The organism is Streptomyces sp. NPDC012935 (assembly GCF_042900345.1).
In the GTDB taxonomy this organism is placed as follows: Bacteria; Actinomycetota; Actinomycetes; order Streptomycetales; family Streptomycetaceae; genus Streptomyces.
Window position 1 is genome coordinate 229,376 of the sequence record NZ_JBIBBC010000011.1, and the last position, 20,771, is coordinate 250,146.

The window sequence follows — 20,771 nt, forward strand, 5'->3', positions numbered from 1 at the left end:
GATTTCCGTTTTATGACCCTCGTCGAGGAGCAACGCACGAAAACCGCAGGTGCCGTACGTCGAGCTGACGTACGGCACCTGCGGTTCCGGCGTGTGTTGTTTGCGGCGTCCCGCTACGCGGACTTGCGGCTGTCCCGGGGATGAACCGCGATGTTCATCGCCCCGGAACGCAGAACGGCGAGCCGTTCCTCAAGGACCTCTTCGAGTTCCTCGCGGGTACGCCGCTCCATCAACATGTCCCAATGCGTACGCGCGGGCTTGGCCTTCTTCTCCTCAGGGCCGTCGCCATCCACGAGGAGTGCCTGGGCCCCGCAGACCTTGCACTCCCACTCCGGCGGGATCTCCGCCTCGACCGAGAAGGGCATCTCGAACCGGTGCCCCTTCTCGCATGCGTACTCCACGGCCTGGCGCGGGGCCAGGTCGATGCCGCGGTCCGTCTCGTAGCTGGTCACCACGAGGCGCGTGCCGCGAAGAGCTCGCTCACTCATGAATCGTGCCTCCCGGGCTTGTCGCCCACAGGACAGGTGTCGCTGTCGTCGTCATCCGGTCAACGTCCGGTCGGCGGTAAAGATTCCCGTCCCGTGTCCCGTTCTGGGTGATGCGTCGCCGTCGTAGCCGCAGCCTTGCTGACCAATGTCGTACCCACCGGCGCCCGGTTTGTCACATCTGCTAGCAGATGTAACCCAGCGTTTCGGCATCTTTGACGCGCAGTAACGGTACGCCTGGCAGGCCAAACGCGTACACTACCGCCCTTTGACTCGGAACGCTAAATCGTGGTCGGCACCGGATTGCCCGCGTCGCTGATCGCCCGGCGCACCGGAACCCTCGCGAGCAGGGCGAACCCGATGACGAAGAAGGCGACCAGGGAGATGATCGCGTCCCGGTAACTTCCGGTCAGCTGGTAGGTGACCCCGAACAGCAGCGGGCCCAGCCAGCTCATGCCCCGGTCACTCATCTCGTACGCCGCGAAGTATTCGGCCTCCTTGCCCGGCGGGACGAGGTGGGAGAACAGGGACCGGGACAGGGCCTGGCTGCCGCCCAGGACCAGCCCGATGCCGGCCGCCAGCACGAAGAACCACACCGGCGCCCCGGCCGGCAGGAAGTACCCGGCCGCCAGCGTCACCGTCCAGGCGACCAGCGAGCCGAGGATCGTCCGCTTCGCCCCGTAGATCCGGGCCAGCCGCCCCATCACCAGCGCGCCCGCCACCGCCAGCACCTGGACCAGCAGGACGGCGCCGATCAGGGTCGACTGTCCGAGGCCCAGTTCCTCGGAGCCGTAGATCGACGCCTGGGAGATCACCGTCTGGATGCCGTCGTTGTAGGTGAGGTAGGCGAGGAGGAAGGCGAGCGTCAGCGGGTGACGGCGCATGTCCCGGATGGTCGCCGCCAATTGCCGGAAGCCCTGGGTGGCCGGCTTCCCGGCCGGCTGTGCGTTCGTGGCCCCCGCTTTCGCCGGGTTCTCGGCGGCCCTGCGGTCGTGCAGGCGGCGCAGCGGGATGATCGCGAACGTGCCCCACCACAGACCGGCGGAGGCGAGGCAGATCCGCACGGCCATGCCCTCGGAGACGCCGAAGGAGTCGTGTGCCAGGTACAGGACCAGGTTCATGACCAGCATCAGCGAGCCCGACGCGTAGCCGAAGGCCCAGCCCCGCGAGGAGACCGCGTCGCGTTCCTCGGGCGGGGCGATCTGCGGGAGGTAGGAGTTGTAGAGCATCATCGCGACCGACTGCGCCGCGTTCGCGACTATCAGGAGCAGGCCGCCGAGCACATAGCGGTCGCCGTCCAGGAAGAACATGGCCGCGGTCGCCGTGGCCCCCAGGTAGGCGGCGGCCGCGAGGAGGGGCTTCTTGCGGCCGGTGCGGTCCGCTGCCGCGCCGACCAGGGGCATCACCAGGACGGCCACGATCACCGACAGGGACACCGAGTACGCGAAGAAGGAGCCCGCGCGCACCGGGATGCCCAAGGGGTGGACGAACCCGTCCGAGTCCGCCGCCTGTTCGGCGACCGACGTCAGATAGGGGCCCAGGAACACCGTGAGCACGCTCGTGGAGTACACCGAGCACGCCCAGTCGTAGAAGTACCAGCCGCGCTGTTCGCGCCGGCGCCCGGCGGCATCGTCGGCCGCCTCCGTCCGCACGGTGTCGGTGCCCACCCGCGCCCTCACTCTTTCCGTGATGATCCCGCGCGCGGGTGAAGTCCGGACGGGGTCAGACCCAGACGTCCCGGTCCTCCATGACCTTGCGCAATGTGTCGATGTGATCGGTCATGATGCCATCGACTCCCAGGTCCAGGAGCCGGTGCATCGCATCGGGATCATTGATGGTCCACACGTGCACCTGCAGCCCGCGCGCGTGGGCGGCCCGTACGAAGCGGTGGTCCACCACCTGGATGCCGGACTGCGTCTCGGGCACCTGGGCGGCGATCGCCGAGCGGCGCAGCGCCGCGGGCACGCCCCAGGAGCGCAGCCGCAGATTGAGCACGCCCCGCGTGCCGTACGACGTCGCCAGGCGCGGACCGGCCAGCCGCTGGGCGCGGATGACGCGTGCCTCGGAGAAGGAGCCGACGCAGATCCGGTCCCAGGCGCCTGTGCGCTCGATCAGGTCGAGGAAGGGGTGGAGCGACGGCTCCGCCTTGAGGTCGACGTTCCAGCGGACGTCGGGGAAGGTCTCCAGAAGCTCTTCGAAGAGCGGCACCGGCTCCTTGCCCGCCACGCGCGCGTCCCGTACGTCGCCCCAGGGCAGGTCGGCGATCCGGCCGGCCCCGTCCGTCACCCGGTCCAGGGTCGCGTCGTGGAAGGCGACGAGCTTGCCGTCGCGCGTGGCGTGGACGTCGGTCTCGATGTACCGGTAGCCCATGTCGACCGCGCGCCGGAACTGCAGCACGGTGTTCTCCAGGCCGTCCGCGGCCCCGCCCCGATGGGCGAAGGGGATCGGGCCGGGGTGGTCGAGGTACGGGTGGCGTACGCGCGTGGTGCTCACGGACGCAGTATCGCGCGCCGGGGTTGCCCGGTGGCAACGACCGTGCTGCCGTCCGATGCCGGCGGGACGGCGAACACGCGCAGGAAGAGCTGGGCGAGCGGGCCGATGGACACCGCGTACAGGAGGGTGCCGGCGCCGACGGTGCCGCCCAGGGCGAAGCCGGTCACGACGACCACGATCTCGACGGCCGTGCGCATCAGGCGGATCGAGCGGCCGGTGCGCAGGTGCAGGCCGGTCATCAGGCCGTCCCGGGGGCCCGGTCCGAAGCGGGCGGCGATGTAGAGGCCGGTGGCCACGCCGTTGAGCAGGATGCCGGCCAGGAGGAGGGGGACGCGTACGGCCAGGGAGTGCGCCTCGGGCAGCAGGGCGAGTGTGCCGTCCATGGCGAGGCCGACCACGAAGACGTTGGAGACCGTGCCGAGGCCCGGGCGCTGGCGCAGCGGGATCCACAGGAGCAGCACCGCCGCGCCCACGATGATCGAGACGACGCCGATCGTCAGACCGGTGCGCTCGGCGATGCCCTGGTGCAGCACGTTCCAGGGCTCCAGGCCCAGGCCCGCCTCGACGAGCAGCGCCGAGCTCGCGCCGTAGAGCGCGAGCCCGACGTAGAGCTGTGACAGCCGCCGTACGAGATGCCGCTTTGTGATCCCTTGTGTGGACAAGACGTGCCCCCCTGTGGTGGTAGTGGCCTGCTGCGTGACACCCTGTGGCTTGGGAGGCGTCGCCCTCCATGGCCAATTCGGGGAAGGTGGACTGGAATCATGGCGCAGTGGACTTCTGCGGTGGGTGCCGCGCAGCTCGCCCGGCTTCTGACGTCCCAGCAGGACCGCCCCGCCGGGCCAGGCAGCAAGCGCCCGCCCGCCTATCGGGCGCTGGCCGACGGTATCCGGCTGCTCGTCCTGGAGGGCCGTGTCCCGGTCGCCGCGCGGCTGCCCGCCGAGCGTGAGCTGGCTCTTGCGCTGTCCGTGAGCCGTACGACGGTGGCGGCGGCGTACGAGGCGCTGCGCGCCGAAGGCTTCCTGGAGTCCCGGCGCGGGGCCGGCAGCTGGACCGCCGTACCGGCCGGGAACCCGCTGCCCGCGCGCGGCCTTGAGCCGCTGCCGCCCGAGGCGCTGGGCTCGATGATCGACCTGGGCTGTGCGGCGCTGCCCGCGCCCGAGCCGTGGCTGACCCGTGCCGTGCAGGGCGCCCTGGAGGAGCTGCCGCCGTACGCCCACACCCATGGCGACTATCCGGCCGGGCTGCCCGCGCTGCGCTCGACGATCGCCGACCGGTACACCGCGCGTGGCATTCCGACCATGCCCGAACAGATCATGGTGACGACCGGGGCGATGGGCGCCATCGACGCGATCTGTCATCTGTTCGCCGGCCGCGGTGAGCGGATCGCGGTCGAGTCGCCGTCGTACGCCAACATCCTCCAGCTGATGCGGGAGGTGGGCGCCCGGCTGGTGCCCGTCGCCATGGCGGAGGGGCTCACCGGCTGGGACATGGACCGCTGGCGGCAGGTCCTGCGGGACGCCGCGCCACGGATCGCCTATGTCGTGGCCGACTTCCACAACCCGACCGGGGCGCTGGCCGACGACGACCAGCGCAGGCGGCTGGTGGACGCGGCGCGGTCGGCGGGGACGGTGCTGGTCGCCGACGAGACGATGAGCGAGCTGTGGCTCGATCCGGACATCGAGATGCCGCGGCCCGTGTGCGCCTTCGACCCCGCGGGGTCGACCGTCGTCACTGTCGGGTCGGCCAGCAAGGCCTTCTGGGCGGGGATGCGGATCGGCTGGGTGCGGGCGGCTCCGGATGTGATCCGCAGCCTCGTGGCCGCGCGCGCGTACGCCGACCTGGGAACGCCGGTTCTGGAGCAGCTGGCCGTGAACTGGCTGTTCGGCACGGGAGGTTGGGAGCAGGCGGTGGACCTGCGGCGCACACAGGCCCGGGAGAACCGCGACGCCCTCGTCACGGCCGTGCGGCGGGAGCTGCCCGAGTGGGAGTTCGAAGTGCCGCGGGGCGGGCTCACGCTGTGGGTGCGGACGGGGGGCCTGTCGGGGTCGCGGCTCGCGGAAGTGGGGGAGCGGGTGGGGGTTCGGGTGCCGTCCGGGCCTCGGTTCGGGGTGGACGGGGCCTTCGAGGGGTACGTGCGGTTGCCGTTCACCGTGGGGGGTGCGGTGGCCGAGGAAGCCGCGGTGCGGTTGGGGGCGGCGGCGCGGTTGGTGGAGAGCGGGGCTTCGGGGGGTGGCGAGGCGGTGAGGCCGTTCGTGGCGTGAGCGGCGTGAGCGGCGTGAGTGGCGTGAGTGGCGTGAGTGGCGTGAGTGGCGTGAGTGGCGTGAGTGGCGTGAGTGGCGTGAGTGGCGTGAGTGGCGTCAGGGGTGACGTCGGGAATGGGGCGCTCGCCCGCGTTACGGGGTGCCGCCTTCGCCCACCCGTGCCGCCCCGGCGGGACTCCCCGCAGGCTGCACGGGGCCTGCGTAGGCCACGGCGGGCGGCCGGCCGGCGGCGGCCCTGTCCGCTTCGGCGGCGGAGACCGTGACGGGTGGGTGCCCGGACGTGACGGGTGGGTGCCCGGAGGGTGGCCCCTCGGCTGCGCCTCTGCCCGCGTCAGCTGCGTCGGCCGCTACGAAGTCTCGGCCACCACTGCCTCCGCCGGTACCGGCTCCGGCTGTTGTTCCGGCTTGTCCAGCTTCGGCAGTGCCTCCGCCTCCACCGGCGTCGTCCGCTCCGGCAGCAGGTCCAGTACTGCCTGCCGGTGGGCGTCACTCGTCGCGTCGTCGTACGGGTCCGGGGTCGCCGGGACCTGGAGGCGGTGGACGGGGCCCGTGCCGAGGCGGGCGTAGCCGCGGCCGGGTGGGACGTCGGCGACCGGGGTGGTGTGCGGGGGAGCGCCCAGGGTCGTCCGGAGCTGCTCCGCCGTCGCGGGGCCGAGCACGACACGCGCGCGTGTGTGCTGTCGTACAGCCTCGGACAGGGCGTCCATGGCATCCCACTGCTCGGCCACGACCACCGTGACACCCACCGCGCGGCCGTGCCTGAGCGGGACCTGGAGCAGGGATTGCGGGTCCTTGCGGTGGTCCGCCGCGGCGAGGTGGGTGAACGCGGTCGGGCGGTCCAGGAGGATCCACAGCGGGCGCTTGGTGTCGTCCGGGGGCGGGTTGCCCGCCTGACGGGCGCGGTTCACGGCGATCAGGCGGCGCTCCGTCTCCGTCGCCGCCCACTCCACGCTCGCCAGCGCCCCGGACAGCCCGCACTCGACCGCCAGGACGCCGTCGCGCCCGATCAGGCAGGCGTACTCGCCGGTGCTGCCGCCCTCGACGATGACGACGTCGCCGTACTGCAGGGCCTGCAGGGCGATCGAGCGCAGCAGGGTCGAGGTGCCGCTGCCGGGCTGGCCCATGACGAGTAGATGGGGCTCGGTGGACCGGATGCCGGTGCGCCAGACGACCGGCGGTACGTCGCGCTGCTCCACGCCGTGGGCGAGTGGGAGCGTGCGCTGGACGTGGGTGGGGTCGGTGAAGCCGAGGACGGTCTCGCCGGGGGTCGTGACGAAGCGTTGTGCGGCGATGTCGGTGGGCAGCGCGGCCAGGACGGTGACCGTCAGCTCGTTGCCCTCCTCGTCCCAGGCGAAGTGGTACTCCCGGCCGCGGCCGGACTTCGCGGTCAGCAGGTGCTCGATCCGCGCGCGGGACTCCGCCTCGCCGTCGGTGAAGTAGGCCGGGTACCGGATCAGCAGGCTGCTGACGCGGCCCGTGCCGTCGAACTCGAACTCCGGGAAGGCCTTCTCCCACTCGCCGCCGTGGGTGTACAGCGGGGCCGGGTCCTCGGCGGCCGAGAAGTACGGGACCAGGGCCTCGTACAGCGCCCTCAGCCGCTCCGTCTGGGACTCGTCGGGTCCCTCGGGCGTCGCGGGCTTGCGGTCCCGGCCCTGCCAGGCTGCCGCCGCCATCAGGCTGATGACGGCGAGCAGCGGCCCGTACGGAACCAGTGCCACGACCAGGATCACCGAGGCCACCAGGAACAGCAGCGGTCCGCGTTTGTCCTTGGGGGTGTCGGCCCACTTGCGCCGCCCGGCCGAGGCCAGCCGGCGCAGACCGCGGGTGATCGTGATCAGTGGGTGGAGGACGTCAGAGGCGCTGTCGCCCGCCGTCCGGGCCAGCTCCCGGCTACGGGCGAACTGCGCCCGGGCCAGCTCCCGGCTTCGGGTGATCTGCGCGCTGCCTGTGCTCAGGATGCGGGGGAGGGGGCGGCGGGCCACTGCTGTCTCCTACAGGTGCGTACGGGCGGGTGGGGCGGCGTCAGAACTGGATGCCGCCCAGCAGGCTCGCCAGGCTCTCGCCGCCGGCCTTGATGCTCGGGGCGATGGCCGTGCTTGCCAGATAGAAGCCGAACAGGGCCGAGATCAGGGCGTGCGACGCCTTCAGCCCGTCCTTGCGGAAGAAGATGAAGACGACGATGCCGAGCAGAACGACGCCTGAGATGGAGAGGATCATGTGAGTGCTCCTGGTTCGGTGGGGACAGTCACCATGAGTACTTCCAGGCTCACAGGATGTATCCATACTATAAAAGGTGCAACTGGGTGAAATTCGCCAGATTTCCCTCTGTCGGCGGAGTGTCCTGAGGCGGATGAGCTTGGGTGTCGGGTTCGGCCGTGTCTGCGATGATCTTTGCCGCGAGCGCGGCAGGTCATGTGCGGCGCGAGCCAGTACCCTGGCGAATCACTCGTACGGCCGAGCACCGCTCGCGGTCGTACCCGTGCTCCCGGCAGTTCCCAGCAGTCCCCGTGTACGTAGTGAGAGGCGGTCCGGCCGATGACTGATGCCCCCGACCCCGAGGTCGTGGAGCTGGCGACCAAGATCTTCGATCTGGCCCGGCAGGGGCAGACCGAGGCGCTCGTGGCGTACGTCGACGCGGGCGTTCCCGCCAACCTCACCAATGACCGCGGCGACTCCCTCGTGATGCTCGCCGCCTATCACGGTCACGCCGAGGCGGTGCGCGCCCTGCTCGCCCGGGGTGCCGAGGCCGACCACGTCAACGACCGAGGCCAGACGCCGCTCGCAGGTGCCGTCTTCAAGGGTGAGACGGAAGTGATCAAGGCCTTGCTCGAGGGCGGCGCCGACCCCGCCTCCGGAACGCCGTCGGCCGTCGACACGGCCCGGATGTTCGCCAAGACGGAACTGCTCGAACTGTTCGGCGCACACTGATCCGAATGTTCTGACCAGCGAAAACGCAGAAAACGGGGGAGGCGGTACAGGGCCGCCGAAATTTCGGTCGCGGCAGATGGAAGTGCCGAGTCATCATGACGTCGTGATTCACGGACGCGATGGCTGGGCAGGTGTTGCCGCACCGCGCGGGCCGTGATCGGTCCGCATGGGCCACCGACGAGAGGCAGAGGAAGATGGTCTACAGCAAGCAGGAAACGGCGGGCGCCCCGACGTGTTGTCACGCGGCCAGGTGAAGCAAGAACCCCGGTTGCGTCGACGCTTGATGTGAGGCTGTTTCCCATGTTCGAACCGGTCATAGCGCCCAGCGGTACGCTGCTCGGCCTGCTTCAGCGGGGCCGCGGCGACGGCACACTGCACGCGCTCACCGCCCCGCGCGCCGAAGCGCTCGCGGCCCTGAACCACTGTGTGCTGCGGGACCCCCGCCACGACTGGCAGGTGGAGAACCGCTCCCTGTACTACGCCCGTCTCTACCTCGACCTCAACGGTGAGCTGGACGAGATCGAGGCGCACCTCTTCGATGTCGAGGACGCCCTCGACACCGAGGAGTCACGCACCGGGCTGGCCCTCGCTGTCCTCGGCCACCTTGCCTCCTACGGCAGGCTGGACGCCCTGGCGCTGCTGCGCAGGTACGCCGCCTCGGGCTCCAACTGGGCCTGGGCCCTGGACGAGCTCGCGCTCCGGGACGACGACGCCGGGTTGCGTGCCCTCGCGGCGCCCGTGCTGGCGCGGTTCCCGGCCGATCCGGAGGGCGAGGCCGAGCTGGCCGCCGTCGTACGCGATGCTTTTGAGCCACGGCCGTGGCGGCTGTGGGCCGAGGATCAGCGCGAATCGATCGCCACGCGTGTGCGTGCCGCTCACGAGGCCGGCTGTTTCGACCGCTGGCAACGGCAGATGCGACCTACCGGGCCCCGCCCGGGGTGGAGCGTGCAGGCGGTCTTCGAATGGGCCCAGCAGGGCCTCGAGCGCGGAGCCGCGCTCCATGTGCCGGCCGCGCGGTGCCTCATGGCCGTCGCCGGCCCCGAGGACCGGCCCGAAATCGTCGCCGCTGCCAAGGACGGCACCGACGGCGCCCGCAGCACCGCCCTGCGCTACCTGGCCGACACCAACGATCCCGTCGCCCTCGACCTGATCGAGGCGGCCGTGATCACCGGCTCTTCGGCGGTGGTGGATGCGGCCCTCGACGCCTTCGAACGGATGCGCAGCGTCGCCGCCATCGACCGGGCGCGCGGCTGGGCCCGACGGCCCGATCCGCTCGGCGCCGCCGCCGGACGCATGCTCGCCTGCCGGGGCGGGGCCGAGGACAAGGATCTGGTCCTGGCGGCACTGCGCGAGGCCGTACGGGGCGAAGGACCCGACGCGCCGACCCTGTGGACGCTCGTCGACGGCACCGGACGGCTCGGGATCGCCTGCGCGGCCCCCGTGCTGCGCCACATCTACCGCGAGACGGCGTCCTCCCACCTACGGGGCCGCACCGCTCGCGCCCTCGCCGCCACCGACCCGTCCTACGCGTCAGGATTCGCCGTCGAGTGCCTGTGGGACTGCGAGGAGACCACCCGCGAGATCGCCGCCCGGCACGCCGAGACCGGTGACACGCGCGTCGTCGAGCGACTGCGCCGGCTCGCCGCCGATCCGGCCGAGGAGGCCGAGGTCCAGACAGCCGTACGCAGTCGGATCGGACCCGACCCGACCGCAGGCTGATCACCGGCCGGGACATGTGAGCGCACTGTGAACGTCCGCGGAGATCCGCCCGCAAGGTGAACTCGGGGTGGCCGACGGGTCAGGTGTTCATGGCCGGAACCTGACTTGCTCGGTCGCGGAGCGGAACGCTCATGGGACGTTTCTTGTTTGGAAAGATCCACGTTGACGCGGCCACGTCCAGCACGGCGACAACACGGGTATGCGTGTCGTCATCGTGACCGAATCCTTTCCCCCCGATGTGAACGGCGTGGCCCACTGCGCGCTCCAGACCGCCCGACACCTCGTCGACCGCGGTCACGCTCCCCTCGTCGTCACACCCGCTCCCGCTCCCGGGAACAAGGCGGCCGCCGCCCTGGCGCCCTGCCCCGTCGTCCACGTCCCCTCCCTTCCGCTCCCCGGCTATCCCCAGGTCAGGGTTGCGCTCCCCAGCAGGCGCCTGGCCGCCGCGCTGATCCAGCACCAGCCCGACATCGTGCACCTGGCCAGCCCCTTCGTCCTCGGCGTCCGCGGCATGGCCGCCGCCGCCCGGCTCGGCATCCCCGCCGTCGCCGTCTACCAGACCGACCTGGCCGGATACGCCCGCACCTACATGGGCGCCGGCGAGGCAGCGGCCTGGCGGCGCATAAGGTCCGTCCACTCCGCCGCCGACCTCACGCTCGTCCCGTCCAGCGCGTCCATGAACGACCTGGAGGCCCACGGGGTGCCCCGGCTCAAGCTGTGGGCACGCGGCGTGGACACCGCGCGCTTCCGCCCCGAGCTGCGCGACGAGAAGCTGCGCCGGGAACTCGCCCCGAACGGCGAGGTCATCGTCGGCTACGTCGGGCGGCTCGCTCCGGAGAAGCACATCGAACTGCTCTCCGGCGTGTGCGGCCTGGCGGGCGTGAAGGTCGTGATCGTCGGCGACGGGCCGAGCCAGCCCGCGCTCGCCGAGGCGCTGCCCGGCGCGGTCTTCCTGGGCCGGCGCGGCGGGGACGACCTCGCCCGGATCTTCGCCTCGTTCGACATCTTCGCCCACACGGGACCGTTCGAGACCTTCTGCCAGACCGTGCAGGAGGCCATGGCGAGCGGTGTGCCCGTCGTGGCTCCGGCCGCCGGTGGTCCGCTGGACCTGGTCGACCACGGCCGCACCGGGCTGCTGGTGCCGCCGCGCGACGCCGACGCCGTACGGGACGCCGTGCGCTCCCTGGTCGCCGACCCGGCGTTGCGCGCCGCGTACGGGGCCGCCGGGCACGCGACGGTCGACGGCCGCACCTGGGCGGCCATCGGTGACCAGCTCATCGCCCACTACGAGGCCGTGCTCAAGGCGCGGAGGCCGGCGGTGGCGGTATGAATTCCTCGGTGAACCCCTCGGTGAGCCCCTCGGCGAACCCGTCCGTGGACCCTTCGCCGAACACCGGCCTGCGCATCGTCCGGCTGGCGAACTTCGTCGCCCCCGCCTCCGGAGGGCTGCGCACTGCGCTGCGGGAACTGGGCAAGGGCTTCAAGCTGGCGGGCCACGACCCCGTCCTGATCGTGCCGGGCGAGAAGTACAGCGACTGCGAGACCGAGCAGGGCCGCGTGATCACCCTGCCCGGCCCGATGCTGCCCGGCACCGGCGGCTACCGCGTGCTCGTCGACAAGCGTCGGGTCGCGGCCCTCCTGGAGGAGCTCGCCCCCGACCGCCTGGAGGTCTCCGACCGGACGACGCTGCGGTGGACCGGCAAGTGGGCCCGCCGCGCGCGGGTCCGCGCCGTGATGGTCTCCCACGAGACCGCCGACGGTGTGCTGCGCACCTGGGGCCTGTCGGAGAACCTGTCCCGGAGGGCTGCCGACGCCCTCAACGTCCGTACTGCCCACACCTACTCGAAGGTCGTGTGCACCACCGAGTTCGCCGAGCGGGAGTTCGTGCGGATCGGCGCCCGCAACGTCGTCCGGGCTCCGCTGGGCGTCGACCTGATGAACCGGCGGCCCACCCTGCGGGACGCGGCGCTGCGCGAGACCCACGCGCGGGCGGACGAGAAGCTGCTCGTGATGTGCTCCCGGCTCTCCGTGGAGAAGCGCCCCGGCACCGCGCTGGACGCCCTGGAGTCGCTGCGCCAGCGCGGCGTGCGAGCGGTACTCGTGGTGGCCGGCAACGGGCCCCTGCGGGCGGGCCTGGAGAAGCGGGCGCAGGAGCGCGACCTTCCGGTGACCTTCCTCGGCCATGTCGCCGACCGCAGCCTGCTCGGCGCGCTGCAGGCCTCCGCCGACGTCTGCCTGGCCCCCGGGCCCGCCGAGACGTTCGGGCTCGCCGCGCTGGAGGCCATGGCCTGCGGCACGCCCGTCGTGGCGAGCGCGTCCTCCGCGCTGCCGGAGGTGATCGGCTCCGCCGGAGCCACCGCGGCGGACAACGGCGACGCCTTCGCGGACGCCGTGGAGATGCTGCTCGACCGTCCAGAGCGCGAGCGCCGCGAGGCGGCACGCGCGCGTGCGGAGTGCTTCGGCTGGGGCACGGCGGTGGACGCCTTCCTCACCGCGCACGAAGCGGCGGTGCCGGTACGTCCCTTCGCCCGTGCGGAGGGCGCGGCATGAGACCGCTGCGCTACGTCGCTCTCGGGGACTCGCTGACCGAGGGCGTGGGCGATCCCGTGGGCAACGGGTGGCGCGGCTGGGCCGCGCTGCTCGCCGCCGGACTGTCCGAGCCGGCTGCCGAGTTCACCAACCTCGCCGTCAGCGGGGCACAGACGCGGGACGTGCTGGAGAAGCAGCTGCCGACGGCGCTGGGCCTGCGGCCGGACGTCGTGTCCGTCCTCGTGGGCGTCAACGACACGCTGCGCAGCACCTTCGACATAGAGAAGATCGCCGAGCGCCTCGACAAGGTCTACGCGTCCTTCACCCGTCAGGGCACGGCCGTGCTCACGGCGTGCCTGCCCGACCCGGGCACGATGCTGGGACTGCCGGGGGTCCTGGGCAATCCGCTGGCTCGTCGGCAGCGGGCCGTCAACACGGTGGTCCACACGTTGTCCGAGCGGTACGGCGCGCTGCATCTGCACGCGGTCGACGACGCCTGGATCATGGAGCGCGCGATGTGGAGCTCCGACCGGCTGCACCCCGGGGAGCGCGGGCACCGGCAGATCGCCCTGCGCTTCCACGCGATGCTCGCGCAGCGGGGCCTCGCGACGCAGACGGCGCCCTCGCCCGAGCCCGAGTTCCCGCCGCCCACCAAGTCGGCGAGCCTGCTGTGGCTGGCCACCGCGGGTACCGCCTGGATGATCCGGCGGTGCAACGACCTGCTGCCCCAGCTGGTCCGCCTCGCCGCCGTCGAGATGCGCCACCGCGCGAAGGGCACCAGCGAACGGCTCGACCTGCGCGCGGCACAGTCGGTGTCCAGGGCGCTGGCCGTGCTGTCGATGCCGGACGGGATGGCGTTGGCCGGGCACCCGTCGGTGTCCGAGTCGGCGGCATCGGCCCGGCCCGGGTCGCTTTCGGACTCGGTCGCGTTGCCCGAGCGTCCGAGAGCGCCGGAGCATCGGTTGGTGCCCGACCATCGGTTGGTGCCCGACCATCGGCCGGTGGCCGAGCATCGGTTGGTCCCCGACGGGCCCGACCATCGGCCGGTGGCCGAGCATCGGTTGGTCCCCGACCGTCGGTCCGTGCCCGAACAGCTGTCCCTGCCGGAGGGACTGTCGGTGCCCGTGCCCGGACAGCGCACGGTCCAGGAGCCGCAGCCTGCCCCTGAAGCGGCGTAGCGGTTGCCGGGACAGTGCTCGGCCTCCGGAGCGGCGTCCCGCACCCTGAGGCGGGTGGGGCGCACGCGTGCGTGGCGGGTGGTGGCGGGCGTCAGCGACGACGTACGGCCACGAAGCGGACCGGCGTGCCCGGCACCGCCTGTGCGGCGGCCGGGAGGTCGGCAGCGCGGACGACGGCGATCACCGGGTAGCCGCCCGTCGTCGGGTGGTCGGCCAGGAACACGACCGGCCGGCCGTCGGGCGGGACCTGGACCGCGCCCAGGACCACGCCCTCGCTGGGGAGTTCGCGGGTGAGCACCCGTTCCAGGGCGGGGCCCTCGGTGCGCAGCCCGATGCGGTTGCTCGCGGCGGACACGCGGTAGGGGCGGGAGGTGAAGGCACGCACGGCCGCCGGGGTGAACCAGTCGTCGCGCGGGCCCGGCGTCACTCGCAGGACCAGTTCGGCGGGGGGCGCCGGCTGCGGGGCGACATCCACACGCGCGTGCAGCTGCGTCGGCCGGCCCAGGGGGAGCACCGTGCCGTCCGTGAGCGGCGGTGGGCCGAGGCCGGACAGCAGGTCCGTGGAGCGGCTGCCGAGGACCGGCTCGACGGCGATGCCGCCCGAGACGGCCACATAGGTCCGTACGCCCGAAACGGCCGCGCCGACGTCCAGGAGCGCACCGGCGGGCACACGCACCGCAGCACCCCAGGCGACCGGACGTCCGTCCACCGCGACCCGGCACGGCGCGCCGCCGACCGCCACGGTCACCTCCGAACGGGGCCGCAGCGCACAGCCGTTGAGCGTGCTCTCCAGTACGGCGGCCTCGGGGGCGTTGCCGACCAGGCGGTTCACCAGCGCCGCCGCGGGCCCGTCCAGCGCACCCGAGCGGGGCACGCCCAGATGGGCGTGACCGGGCCGGCCGAGGTCCTGCACGGTGGTGAGCGCCCCGGAGCGTACGACGGACAGCGCGCGGTCGGTCATGAGCTCCCCACCGCGACGAAGCGCACGCGCGTGCCGGGCGACAGCAGCGCGGCCGGCACACGCGTGTGGTCCCACAGCACGGTGTCCGTGGTGCCGATCAGCTGCCAGCCGCCCGGCGACGAGCGCGGGTACACGCCCGTGTACGGCCCCGCCAGCGCCACCGCACCGGCGGGGACGGCCGTGCGCGGGGTGGCCCGCCGCGGGACGTCGTAGCGCGGCGGCAGGCCGGTCAGATAGCCGAACCCGGGCGCGAATCCGCAGAAGGCGACGCTGAACTCGGTGTCCGCGTGGATGCGGGCCACCTCGGGCGGGGAGACGCCCCAGTGCGCGGCCACGTCGGCCAGGTCCGGGCCGTCGTAGCGCACCGGGAGTTCGACGATCTCCCGCGCGCGTGGGGGAGCGGGCGGCACTTCGGAGGTGGTCAGTTCGCCGGCCAGGCGGGCCGGGTCGGCGAGCCCGTCGAGCAGGACCGTGCGGGCCGCGGGGACGATCTCGCGGACGGACAGGGAGCCCTCCGCGCGGCGGCGCAGCAGCTCGGCGTGCAGCGCCCGGGCCGCCTCGCCCGAGGCCACCTCGACGAGCAGGGCGTCGTCGCCGACGGGCAGCGCCCTCATACGAAGGCCTCCACCCGCACACCCGACTCCTCCAGCCGTGCCCGCACCCGCCGGGCCAGCTCGACAGCCCCGGGCGTGTCCCCGTGCAGGCACAGGGAACGCGCGCGTACCTCCACAGGAACTCCGGAGACAGAGCTGACCACGCCCGCGCGGGCCAGGCCCACCGAGCGCTCCACGACGGCCTCCGGGTCGGTGACCACGGCACCTTCCTGGCCGCGCGGCACGAGCGTGCCCTGCTCCGTGTACGCGCGGTCCGCGAACGCCTCCTCGACGGCCGGGAGCCCCGCCTTGGCGGCCGACTCCAGCAGTCGTGAGCCCGGCAGCCCGAGCACGGGCAGCGAGGCGTCCGCCAGGAGCACACCGTCGACGACCGCGCCGGCCTGCTCCTCGTCGTGCACGACGCGGTTGTAGAGCGCGCCGTGCGGCTTGACGTACGACACGCGCGTGCCCGCCGCCCGCGCGAAGACCGCCAGCGCGCCGATCTGGTACGCCACTTCGGCCGCCAGCTCGGCGGGCGGCACGTCCATCGCGCGCCGCCCGAACCCCGCAAGATCCCGGTAGGAGACGTGGGCGCCGATCCGTACCCCGCGCTCGGCCGCCTGCTCGCACACCCGCCGCATGGTGGCCGCGTCCCCGGCGTGGAAGCCGCAGGCCACGTTGGCGCTGGTGACGACCGACAGCAGCCGTTCGTCGTCGGTGAGCTGCCAGCGGCCGAAGCCCTCGCCCAGGTCGGCGTTGAGGTCGATGGAGGTCATCGGTCCGTCGTTTCTCCTGTCGGGTGACTTCTCAGGCGATGCGGTACTGCTCGTCGCGGGCGTCGGTCAGGAACATCTGGCCCGGAGCGTGGGTGATGGCGAACGGCGGGCGCGAGGCCATCACGGCGGCCTGCGGGGTCACTCCGCAGGCCCAGAACAACGGGATGTCGTCCGGCCCGGCATCGACCGGATCGCCGAAGTCGGGGCGGCCGAGGTCGGCGATGCCCAGCGCCGACGGATCACCGCAGTGGACGGGACTGCCGTGTACCGCCGGAAGGAGACCGGTCTCCCGCAGCGCCGCCGCCACGTGCTCCGGCGGCACCGGGCGCATGGACACCACCATCGGGCCGTGCAGCCGCCCCGCCGGGCGGCACTGGCGGCCGGTCACGTACATCGGGACGTTGCGCCCCTGCTCGATGTGGCGGATCGGGACGCCGGCCTCGGCCAGCGCCCACTCGAAGGTGAAACTGCAGCCGATGAGGAACGACACCAGGTCGTCGCGCCAGTGCGCGCGTACGTCCGTCGGTTCGTCCACCAACTCGCCGTTCCGCCACACCCGGTAGCGCGGCAGATCGGTGCGCAGGTCGGCACCGTCGGCGAGGACGGTCGTCCACGAACCGGCGTCCGTGACGTCCAACACCGGGCACGGCTTGGGATTGCGCTGGCAGAACAGCAGCATGTCGTACGCCCAGTCGGCGGGCACCGAGATCAGGTTGACCTGGGTGTGCCCGGCGGCGACCCCGGCCGTGGGCCCCGTGAGGCCCTCCCGGAAGCGGGCGCGTGCCGTTCGCGGGCTCCACGCGTGTGCGTGCTCGTCGACGAGGGTGAGCGGGCGGTCCGATGCGAGTGTGGGCGGACGGTCCGTCGTGAGGGCGGCCGTACGGTCTTCTTCCAGGGCGAGCGGACGGTCGTCCGTGCGGTTCACGCCAGCTCCTTCCCACGCGTCTCCGGCAGCCCGAGCAGGGCCAGTGCGGCGATGCCGTAGCCGATCGCGCCGAAGACCAGGGCGCCGCCGACGCCCCAGCTGTCGGCCAGGAAGCCGACCGTGGTGGGGAAGACGGCGCCCACCGCGCGACCGGTGTTGTACGTGAAGCCCTGTCCCGTGCCGCGCACCGCCGTCGGGTACAGCTCGCTCAGGTAGGACCCGAAGCCGCTGAAGATCGCCGACATGCAGAACCCGAGCGGGAAGCCGAGTACCAGGAGCAGGGTGTTGGAGCCGTCGGGGATGTTCGCGTACGCCAGGATGCAGACGGCCGACAGCAGCGCGAACAGCCAGATGTTGCGCCGGCGGCCCAGCCGGTCGGTGAGGTAACCGCCGGTCAGGTAGCCGATGAAGGCGCCCGAGATGAGGAACGTCAGATAGCCGCCGGTGCCGACGACCGACAGGTCGCGCTCGGTCTTCAGGTAGGTCGGCACCCAGGTGGCGAGGGTGTAGTAGCCGCCCTGGACGCCGGTGGAGAGCAGTCCGGCGAAGATCGTCGTACGCAGCAGCCCGGGCTTGAAAATGGCCGCGAACGAACCCTTCTGGGTGCTCTGTTCACGTACGGCGACTGCTTCGGGGGCGTCGTGCACCCGGCGCCGCATCCAGATGACGAGCAGCGCGGGCAGCGCGCCGGTCCAGAACATCACGCGCCAGGCCAGGTCGTCGTCCACGAGCGAGAAGACGACGGTGTACATGATCGCGGCCAGGGCCCACCCGACGGCCCAAGAGCTCTGGATCGCGCCGAGCGTGCGGCCACGGTGCTTGGCGCTCGCGTACTCGGCGACCAGGATCGCGCCGACCGCCCATTCGCCGCCGAAGCCGAGGCCCTGGAGGGCGCGGAAGACCAGCAGCCACTCGTAGTTGGGGGCGAAACCGCAGGCGACGGTGAAGACCGCGTATGTGATGACCGTGATCATCAGTGCCTTGACCCGGCCGATGCGGTCGGCCAGCACTCCGGCGAGCGCGCCGCCTATCGCGGAGACCACGAGCGTGACGGTGGTGAAGAGGCCGGTCTGGCCGCTGTCCAGGCCGAAGTACGCGGCCAGCGCGACCATGCTCAGCGGCAGCGTGAAGTAGTCGTACGAATCCAGGGCATAGCCGCCGAAAGCGCCCGCGAAGGCGCGGCGGCCGCGCGGGCCGAGGGCGCGCAGCCAGCCGAACGCGCCGTCGTCGGCGGCGCGTTCATCGGTGGTGGCGTGGCTGTCTTTCAGGGCCTGCGGTGGAGGGGTCGTGCTCATGGGCACCTCGCAGAGAGGGGACGGGGGTGCGGAACTGAGCCGAACTGAGCCGAACTGAGCTGAACGGTGAGCAGCAAGGTAGAGGATCGTTGAACGATCCTTCAATACCCCTGTTGTTTCGTTCTCTGGTCTGCGGTTGAATTCCGGGCATGGCAGAGCAGCTGGCCGGACTGGCCGACGACCGCGCCCTATTGGGCCGTACGAGTACGGCGGAGCGGGTCTCGGACATCCTCAGAAGCCGCATCGCCGATGGCTACTTCGCGCCCGGCACCCGGCTGTCGGAGGACAGCATCGGAGGAGCACTCGGTGTGTCCCGCAACACACTGCGCGAGGCGTTCCGGCTGCTCACCCATGAACGGCTCCTCGTCCACGAGCTGAACCGCGGCGTGTTCGTGCGGGTCCTGACGGTGGAGGACGTCGAGGACATCTACCGCACCCGACGCCTCGTCGAGTGCGCCGTCGTACGCGGCCTCGGCGAACCGCCGTACCCCCTGGAGGGGCCCTCCGAAGCCGTCGCCGAAGGGCAGCGCGCGGTGCGCGAAGGTGACTGGAAAGGGCTGGGGACGGCCAACATCCACTTCCACCGCGAACTGGTGGCGCTCGCGGGCAGCGAACGCACCGACGAACTGATGCGCAGCGTCTTCGCCGAGCTGAGGCTGGCGTTCCACGTCGTCGACGATCCACACCGGCTGCACGAGCCGTACCTCGCTCGCAACCAGCAGATCCTCCGCGCGCTGGAGGCTGGGGACCTGAGCGGGGCCGAGGAGATCCTCGCGGTCTATCTCGACGACTCGCTGGAACGAGTGGTGGAGGTGTATCGCCGGCGGGTGGGGGAGGGCGAAGCCCTCGCTTAGGGGGTGGGACCTCTCGACATGGGGCTGAGGTGCGGGCCGGGTCGGCGTACGGCGCCGCCCCGACGGCGACCCGCCCCCGCCGGCCCGCAGACGAGCACGGTCGGCCCGTAGACGAGAACGGTCGGCCCGTAGACGAGAACGGCAGCGCCTCGCCCGGCCGCCGTCGGGGGCGATCGGCGTCGTTTGGGTCGTTGTCAGACCTAGGACCTAGTCTGTGCACCGTGACTTCATCCGCATCGACGGACCGTGTTCCGTCCCAGCTCAGCGCGGGGCCGCGCCCTGCTCCGGGCCCGGCCGCCGACGAAGGGCTGGCGCGGCGGCTGCGCGCGCTCGCCTGCACGGCGCCGCTGCACGACCTCGATGCGCGCAAGGCCAACCTCGCCGGGGAGTACTCGGTGTACGGCATGGCGGAGGTGGCTCTCGCCGCCATCGACCTGGTCACACTGAACATGGACTTCGACACGGGTGCCGACCACGACCAGATCGTCGCCCGGCTCATCCCGCGCATCGCCGCCCAGGCCCCGCGGCGCCCCGTAGCCGAGCACGAGCGGGTGGCCCGCTGGGTCCTCGAGAACCTGATCAACGTCGGCAGTGTGGACCGCGGCTTTCGTGCCGTTTACGGCACGTTCGCTCCGGACGGCAGCTATGTTCGCCGTGACTACGACTTCAAGCTGATCGAGGAGGTGCCGGGCCCGGGCGGCACGGTGTATCTCCGTACGACCGACGAGGCGGTCAACGTCCTTGTCGGCGCCCTCGACACCGACGTCACCAGCGCGCAGATCGCCGCCGAGGTCAAGCTCGAGGTGCTGATCAACCGTGGCCGGCTCGCCGACGCCCAGCTCGCCGCCGAGCAGGCCCGGTACCGGACCGTGCAGTACTCGGAGACGCTCCGCAGGGCTCTGGACGCGACCCGGCGCAACGTCCGGGCGGTCGACTGGCTGAACGCCGTTCCGGACATGATCGCCGAGGCCCTCGACCATGTCGCCGACCGGTACCGCCATGAGAACGCGATCCTGACCAACATCCGCAAGGCACGCGACGAGACCGAGGACCCGGAGCACAAGCGCCGTGCGGCCGAGCTCGTCGACATCGTCAAGGACTGCATCCGACGGCACACCCAGCTGCAGTCCCGCCTGTTGGAGGCGGGGCCGCTGTTCCGTGCCGAGCAGGACCGGCAGGCCTTCGCCACGCCGATGACGACATCGGGGATCGACCTGTACGGCCATCTCGTCTCCCCTGTCCTGCCGTTGCCCCTGGAGCAGTCCGTCAAGGTCACGGACGCGTTCTTCGCGCGCGGGACAGGGCTGCGTACGCCGGTGTCGGTTCGGGTCGGTGATCTCGTCGACATACTGCTGACGCCGCCCGTGGAGCGGGAGCACCTGGGCGCCGAGATGCCCGAGCCCGACCTCATCGCGACACCGGACGACAGCCGGTTCAGCGAGGAGCAGCTGGCCGCGGCGATGGAACTGCTGGACCTGCCGGCCGACGCTCCGCGCAGGCTGTCGGGGCTGCTGGCCCAGGCGCGTCGGCAGGATCCCGAGCTGCCCTACTTGGTGGCGCTGTTGGCGGTCCACGCGGCCAGTCCGCCGGTCGGTACGGCCTATCGCCAGGGCGAGGAGAAGCTGCTCTTCGCCGTGGACGACGGGACGGAGCTGGACGATCCCGAGTTCGGCGGCGCCGACCTCATCGTGGGGACGGCTCTGTTGGACGCGGCCGGGATGGCGGCGGACAGGACGGAAGCAGCATGAGTGAGCAGGAACGCAGCAAGGAGCCC

The 20,771-nt window shown here is 72.0% G+C and carries 18 protein-coding genes and 1 pseudogene; 8 read left to right on the forward strand and 11 right to left on the reverse strand.

All coding sequences use genetic code 11. From position 1 onward, the window contains the following. Positions 1-113: 113 nt before the first annotated feature. From ACFY5C_RS26100 to ACFY5C_RS26115, 4 genes are all read right to left on the reverse strand, one after another. Complete coding sequence (locus tag ACFY5C_RS26100; RefSeq protein WP_003977404.1) at positions 114-488, reverse strand: RNA polymerase-binding protein RbpA; 375 nt, start codon at positions 486-488, stop codon at positions 114-116. Positions 489-766: 278 nt separating this feature from the next. Continuing rightward, positions 767-2,152 carry an MFS transporter gene (locus ACFY5C_RS26105; RefSeq protein ID WP_389447992.1) on the reverse strand — a complete coding sequence of 462 codons (1,386 nt, stop codon included), beginning with the start codon at positions 2,150-2,152 and terminating at the stop codon, positions 767-769. 55 nt (positions 2,153-2,207) lie between these two features. Further along, the gene (locus ACFY5C_RS26110) at positions 2,208-2,978 is read right to left on the reverse strand and encodes a glycerophosphodiester phosphodiesterase (RefSeq protein WP_389447994.1); all 771 of its coding nucleotides are present in this window, start codon (positions 2,976-2,978) and stop codon (positions 2,208-2,210) included. Further along, on the reverse strand, positions 2,975-3,640 hold the full coding sequence (locus ACFY5C_RS26115; RefSeq protein WP_389447996.1) for a YitT family protein: 666 nt from the start codon (positions 3,638-3,640) through the stop codon (positions 2,975-2,977). The genes ACFY5C_RS26110 and ACFY5C_RS26115 overlap by 4 nt, the downstream gene beginning before the upstream one ends. 99 nt (positions 3,641-3,739) lie before the next feature. Between ACFY5C_RS26115 and ACFY5C_RS26120 the strand changes: the two genes are divergently transcribed. Continuing rightward, on the forward strand, positions 3,740-5,239 hold the full coding sequence (locus tag ACFY5C_RS26120) for a PLP-dependent aminotransferase family protein (RefSeq protein ID WP_389447998.1): 1,500 nt from the start codon (positions 3,740-3,742) through the stop codon (positions 5,237-5,239). Positions 5,240-5,586: 347 nt separating this feature from the next. Here the strand turns inward: ACFY5C_RS26120 and ACFY5C_RS26125 are convergent, their stop codons facing one another. Continuing rightward, entirely contained in the window at positions 5,587-7,221 is a 1,635-nt protein-coding gene (locus tag ACFY5C_RS26125) for an ABC transporter ATP-binding protein (protein ID WP_389448000.1), read from the reverse strand. 40 nt (positions 7,222-7,261) lie between these two features. Then, complete coding sequence (locus tag ACFY5C_RS26130; RefSeq protein ID WP_004002760.1) at positions 7,262-7,456, reverse strand: hypothetical protein; 195 nt, start codon at positions 7,454-7,456, stop codon at positions 7,262-7,264. A 318-nt stretch (positions 7,457-7,774) separates the two neighbouring features. Between ACFY5C_RS26130 and ACFY5C_RS26135 the strand changes: the two genes are divergently transcribed. From ACFY5C_RS26135 to ACFY5C_RS26155, 5 genes and pseudogenes are all read left to right on the forward strand, one after another. Beyond that, the gene (locus tag ACFY5C_RS26135) at positions 7,775-8,167 is read left to right on the forward strand and encodes an ankyrin repeat domain-containing protein (protein ID WP_328429059.1); all 393 of its coding nucleotides are present in this window, start codon (positions 7,775-7,777) and stop codon (positions 8,165-8,167) included. A 300-nt stretch (positions 8,168-8,467) separates the two neighbouring features. Further along, positions 8,468-9,886, forward strand: a complete 1,419-nt coding sequence (locus tag ACFY5C_RS26140; RefSeq protein WP_389448002.1) for a HEAT repeat domain-containing protein — start codon at positions 8,468-8,470, stop codon at positions 9,884-9,886. A gap of 199 nt (positions 9,887-10,085) precedes the next feature. After that, complete coding sequence (locus ACFY5C_RS26145; protein WP_328429061.1) at positions 10,086-11,216, forward strand: glycosyltransferase family 1 protein; 1,131 nt, start codon at positions 10,086-10,088, stop codon at positions 11,214-11,216. Further along, entirely contained in the window at positions 11,213-12,436 is a 1,224-nt protein-coding gene (locus ACFY5C_RS26150) for a glycosyltransferase (protein WP_389448004.1), read from the forward strand. The genes ACFY5C_RS26145 and ACFY5C_RS26150 overlap by 4 nt, the downstream gene beginning before the upstream one ends. After that, positions 12,433-13,257: pseudogene (locus tag ACFY5C_RS26155) on the forward strand (SGNH/GDSL hydrolase family protein); the annotation flags it as partial. The gene ACFY5C_RS26150 and the pseudogene ACFY5C_RS26155, both read left to right, overlap by 4 nt. Before the next feature lie 427 nt (positions 13,258-13,684). Here ACFY5C_RS26155 and ACFY5C_RS26160 read toward each other — a convergent pair. The 5 genes from ACFY5C_RS26160 to ACFY5C_RS26180 are packed head-to-tail and all read right to left on the reverse strand — an operon-like array spanning position 13,685 to position 18,143. Then, positions 13,685-14,554: a biotin-dependent carboxyltransferase family protein gene (locus ACFY5C_RS26160; RefSeq protein WP_389448005.1), complete on the reverse strand. Its 870-nt coding sequence runs from the start codon at positions 14,552-14,554 to the stop codon at positions 13,685-13,687. Next, positions 14,551-15,168 carry an allophanate hydrolase subunit 1 gene (locus tag ACFY5C_RS26165; protein WP_389448007.1) on the reverse strand — a complete coding sequence of 206 codons (618 nt, stop codon included), beginning with the start codon at positions 15,166-15,168 and terminating at the stop codon, positions 14,551-14,553. Before ACFY5C_RS26165 ends, ACFY5C_RS26160 begins: the two co-directional genes overlap by 4 nt. Beyond that, positions 15,165-15,923 carry a LamB/YcsF family protein gene (locus ACFY5C_RS26170; protein ID WP_389448009.1) on the reverse strand — a complete coding sequence of 253 codons (759 nt, stop codon included), beginning with the start codon at positions 15,921-15,923 and terminating at the stop codon, positions 15,165-15,167. The genes ACFY5C_RS26165 and ACFY5C_RS26170 overlap by 4 nt, the downstream gene beginning before the upstream one ends. A 31-nt stretch (positions 15,924-15,954) precedes the next feature. Further along, positions 15,955-16,818, reverse strand: a complete 864-nt coding sequence (locus tag ACFY5C_RS26175) for a putative hydro-lyase (RefSeq protein WP_389448072.1) — start codon at positions 16,816-16,818, stop codon at positions 15,955-15,957. 26 nt (positions 16,819-16,844) lie between these two features. After that, on the reverse strand, positions 16,845-18,143 hold the full coding sequence (locus ACFY5C_RS26180; RefSeq protein WP_389448011.1) for an MFS transporter: 1,299 nt from the start codon (positions 18,141-18,143) through the stop codon (positions 16,845-16,847). A 149-nt stretch (positions 18,144-18,292) separates the two neighbouring features. Between ACFY5C_RS26180 and ACFY5C_RS26185 the strand changes: the two genes are divergently transcribed. Both ACFY5C_RS26185 and ACFY5C_RS26190 read left to right on the forward strand, forming a co-directional pair. After that, a complete protein-coding gene (locus ACFY5C_RS26185) occupies positions 18,293-18,997 on the forward strand; it encodes a GntR family transcriptional regulator (RefSeq protein ID WP_389448013.1) in 705 nt (234 codons plus the stop codon). 221 nt (positions 18,998-19,218) lie between these two features. Then, on the forward strand, positions 19,219-20,745 hold the full coding sequence (locus ACFY5C_RS26190) for a hypothetical protein (RefSeq protein ID WP_389448015.1): 1,527 nt from the start codon (positions 19,219-19,221) through the stop codon (positions 20,743-20,745). The last annotated feature ends 26 nt before the right edge of the window (positions 20,746-20,771 follow it).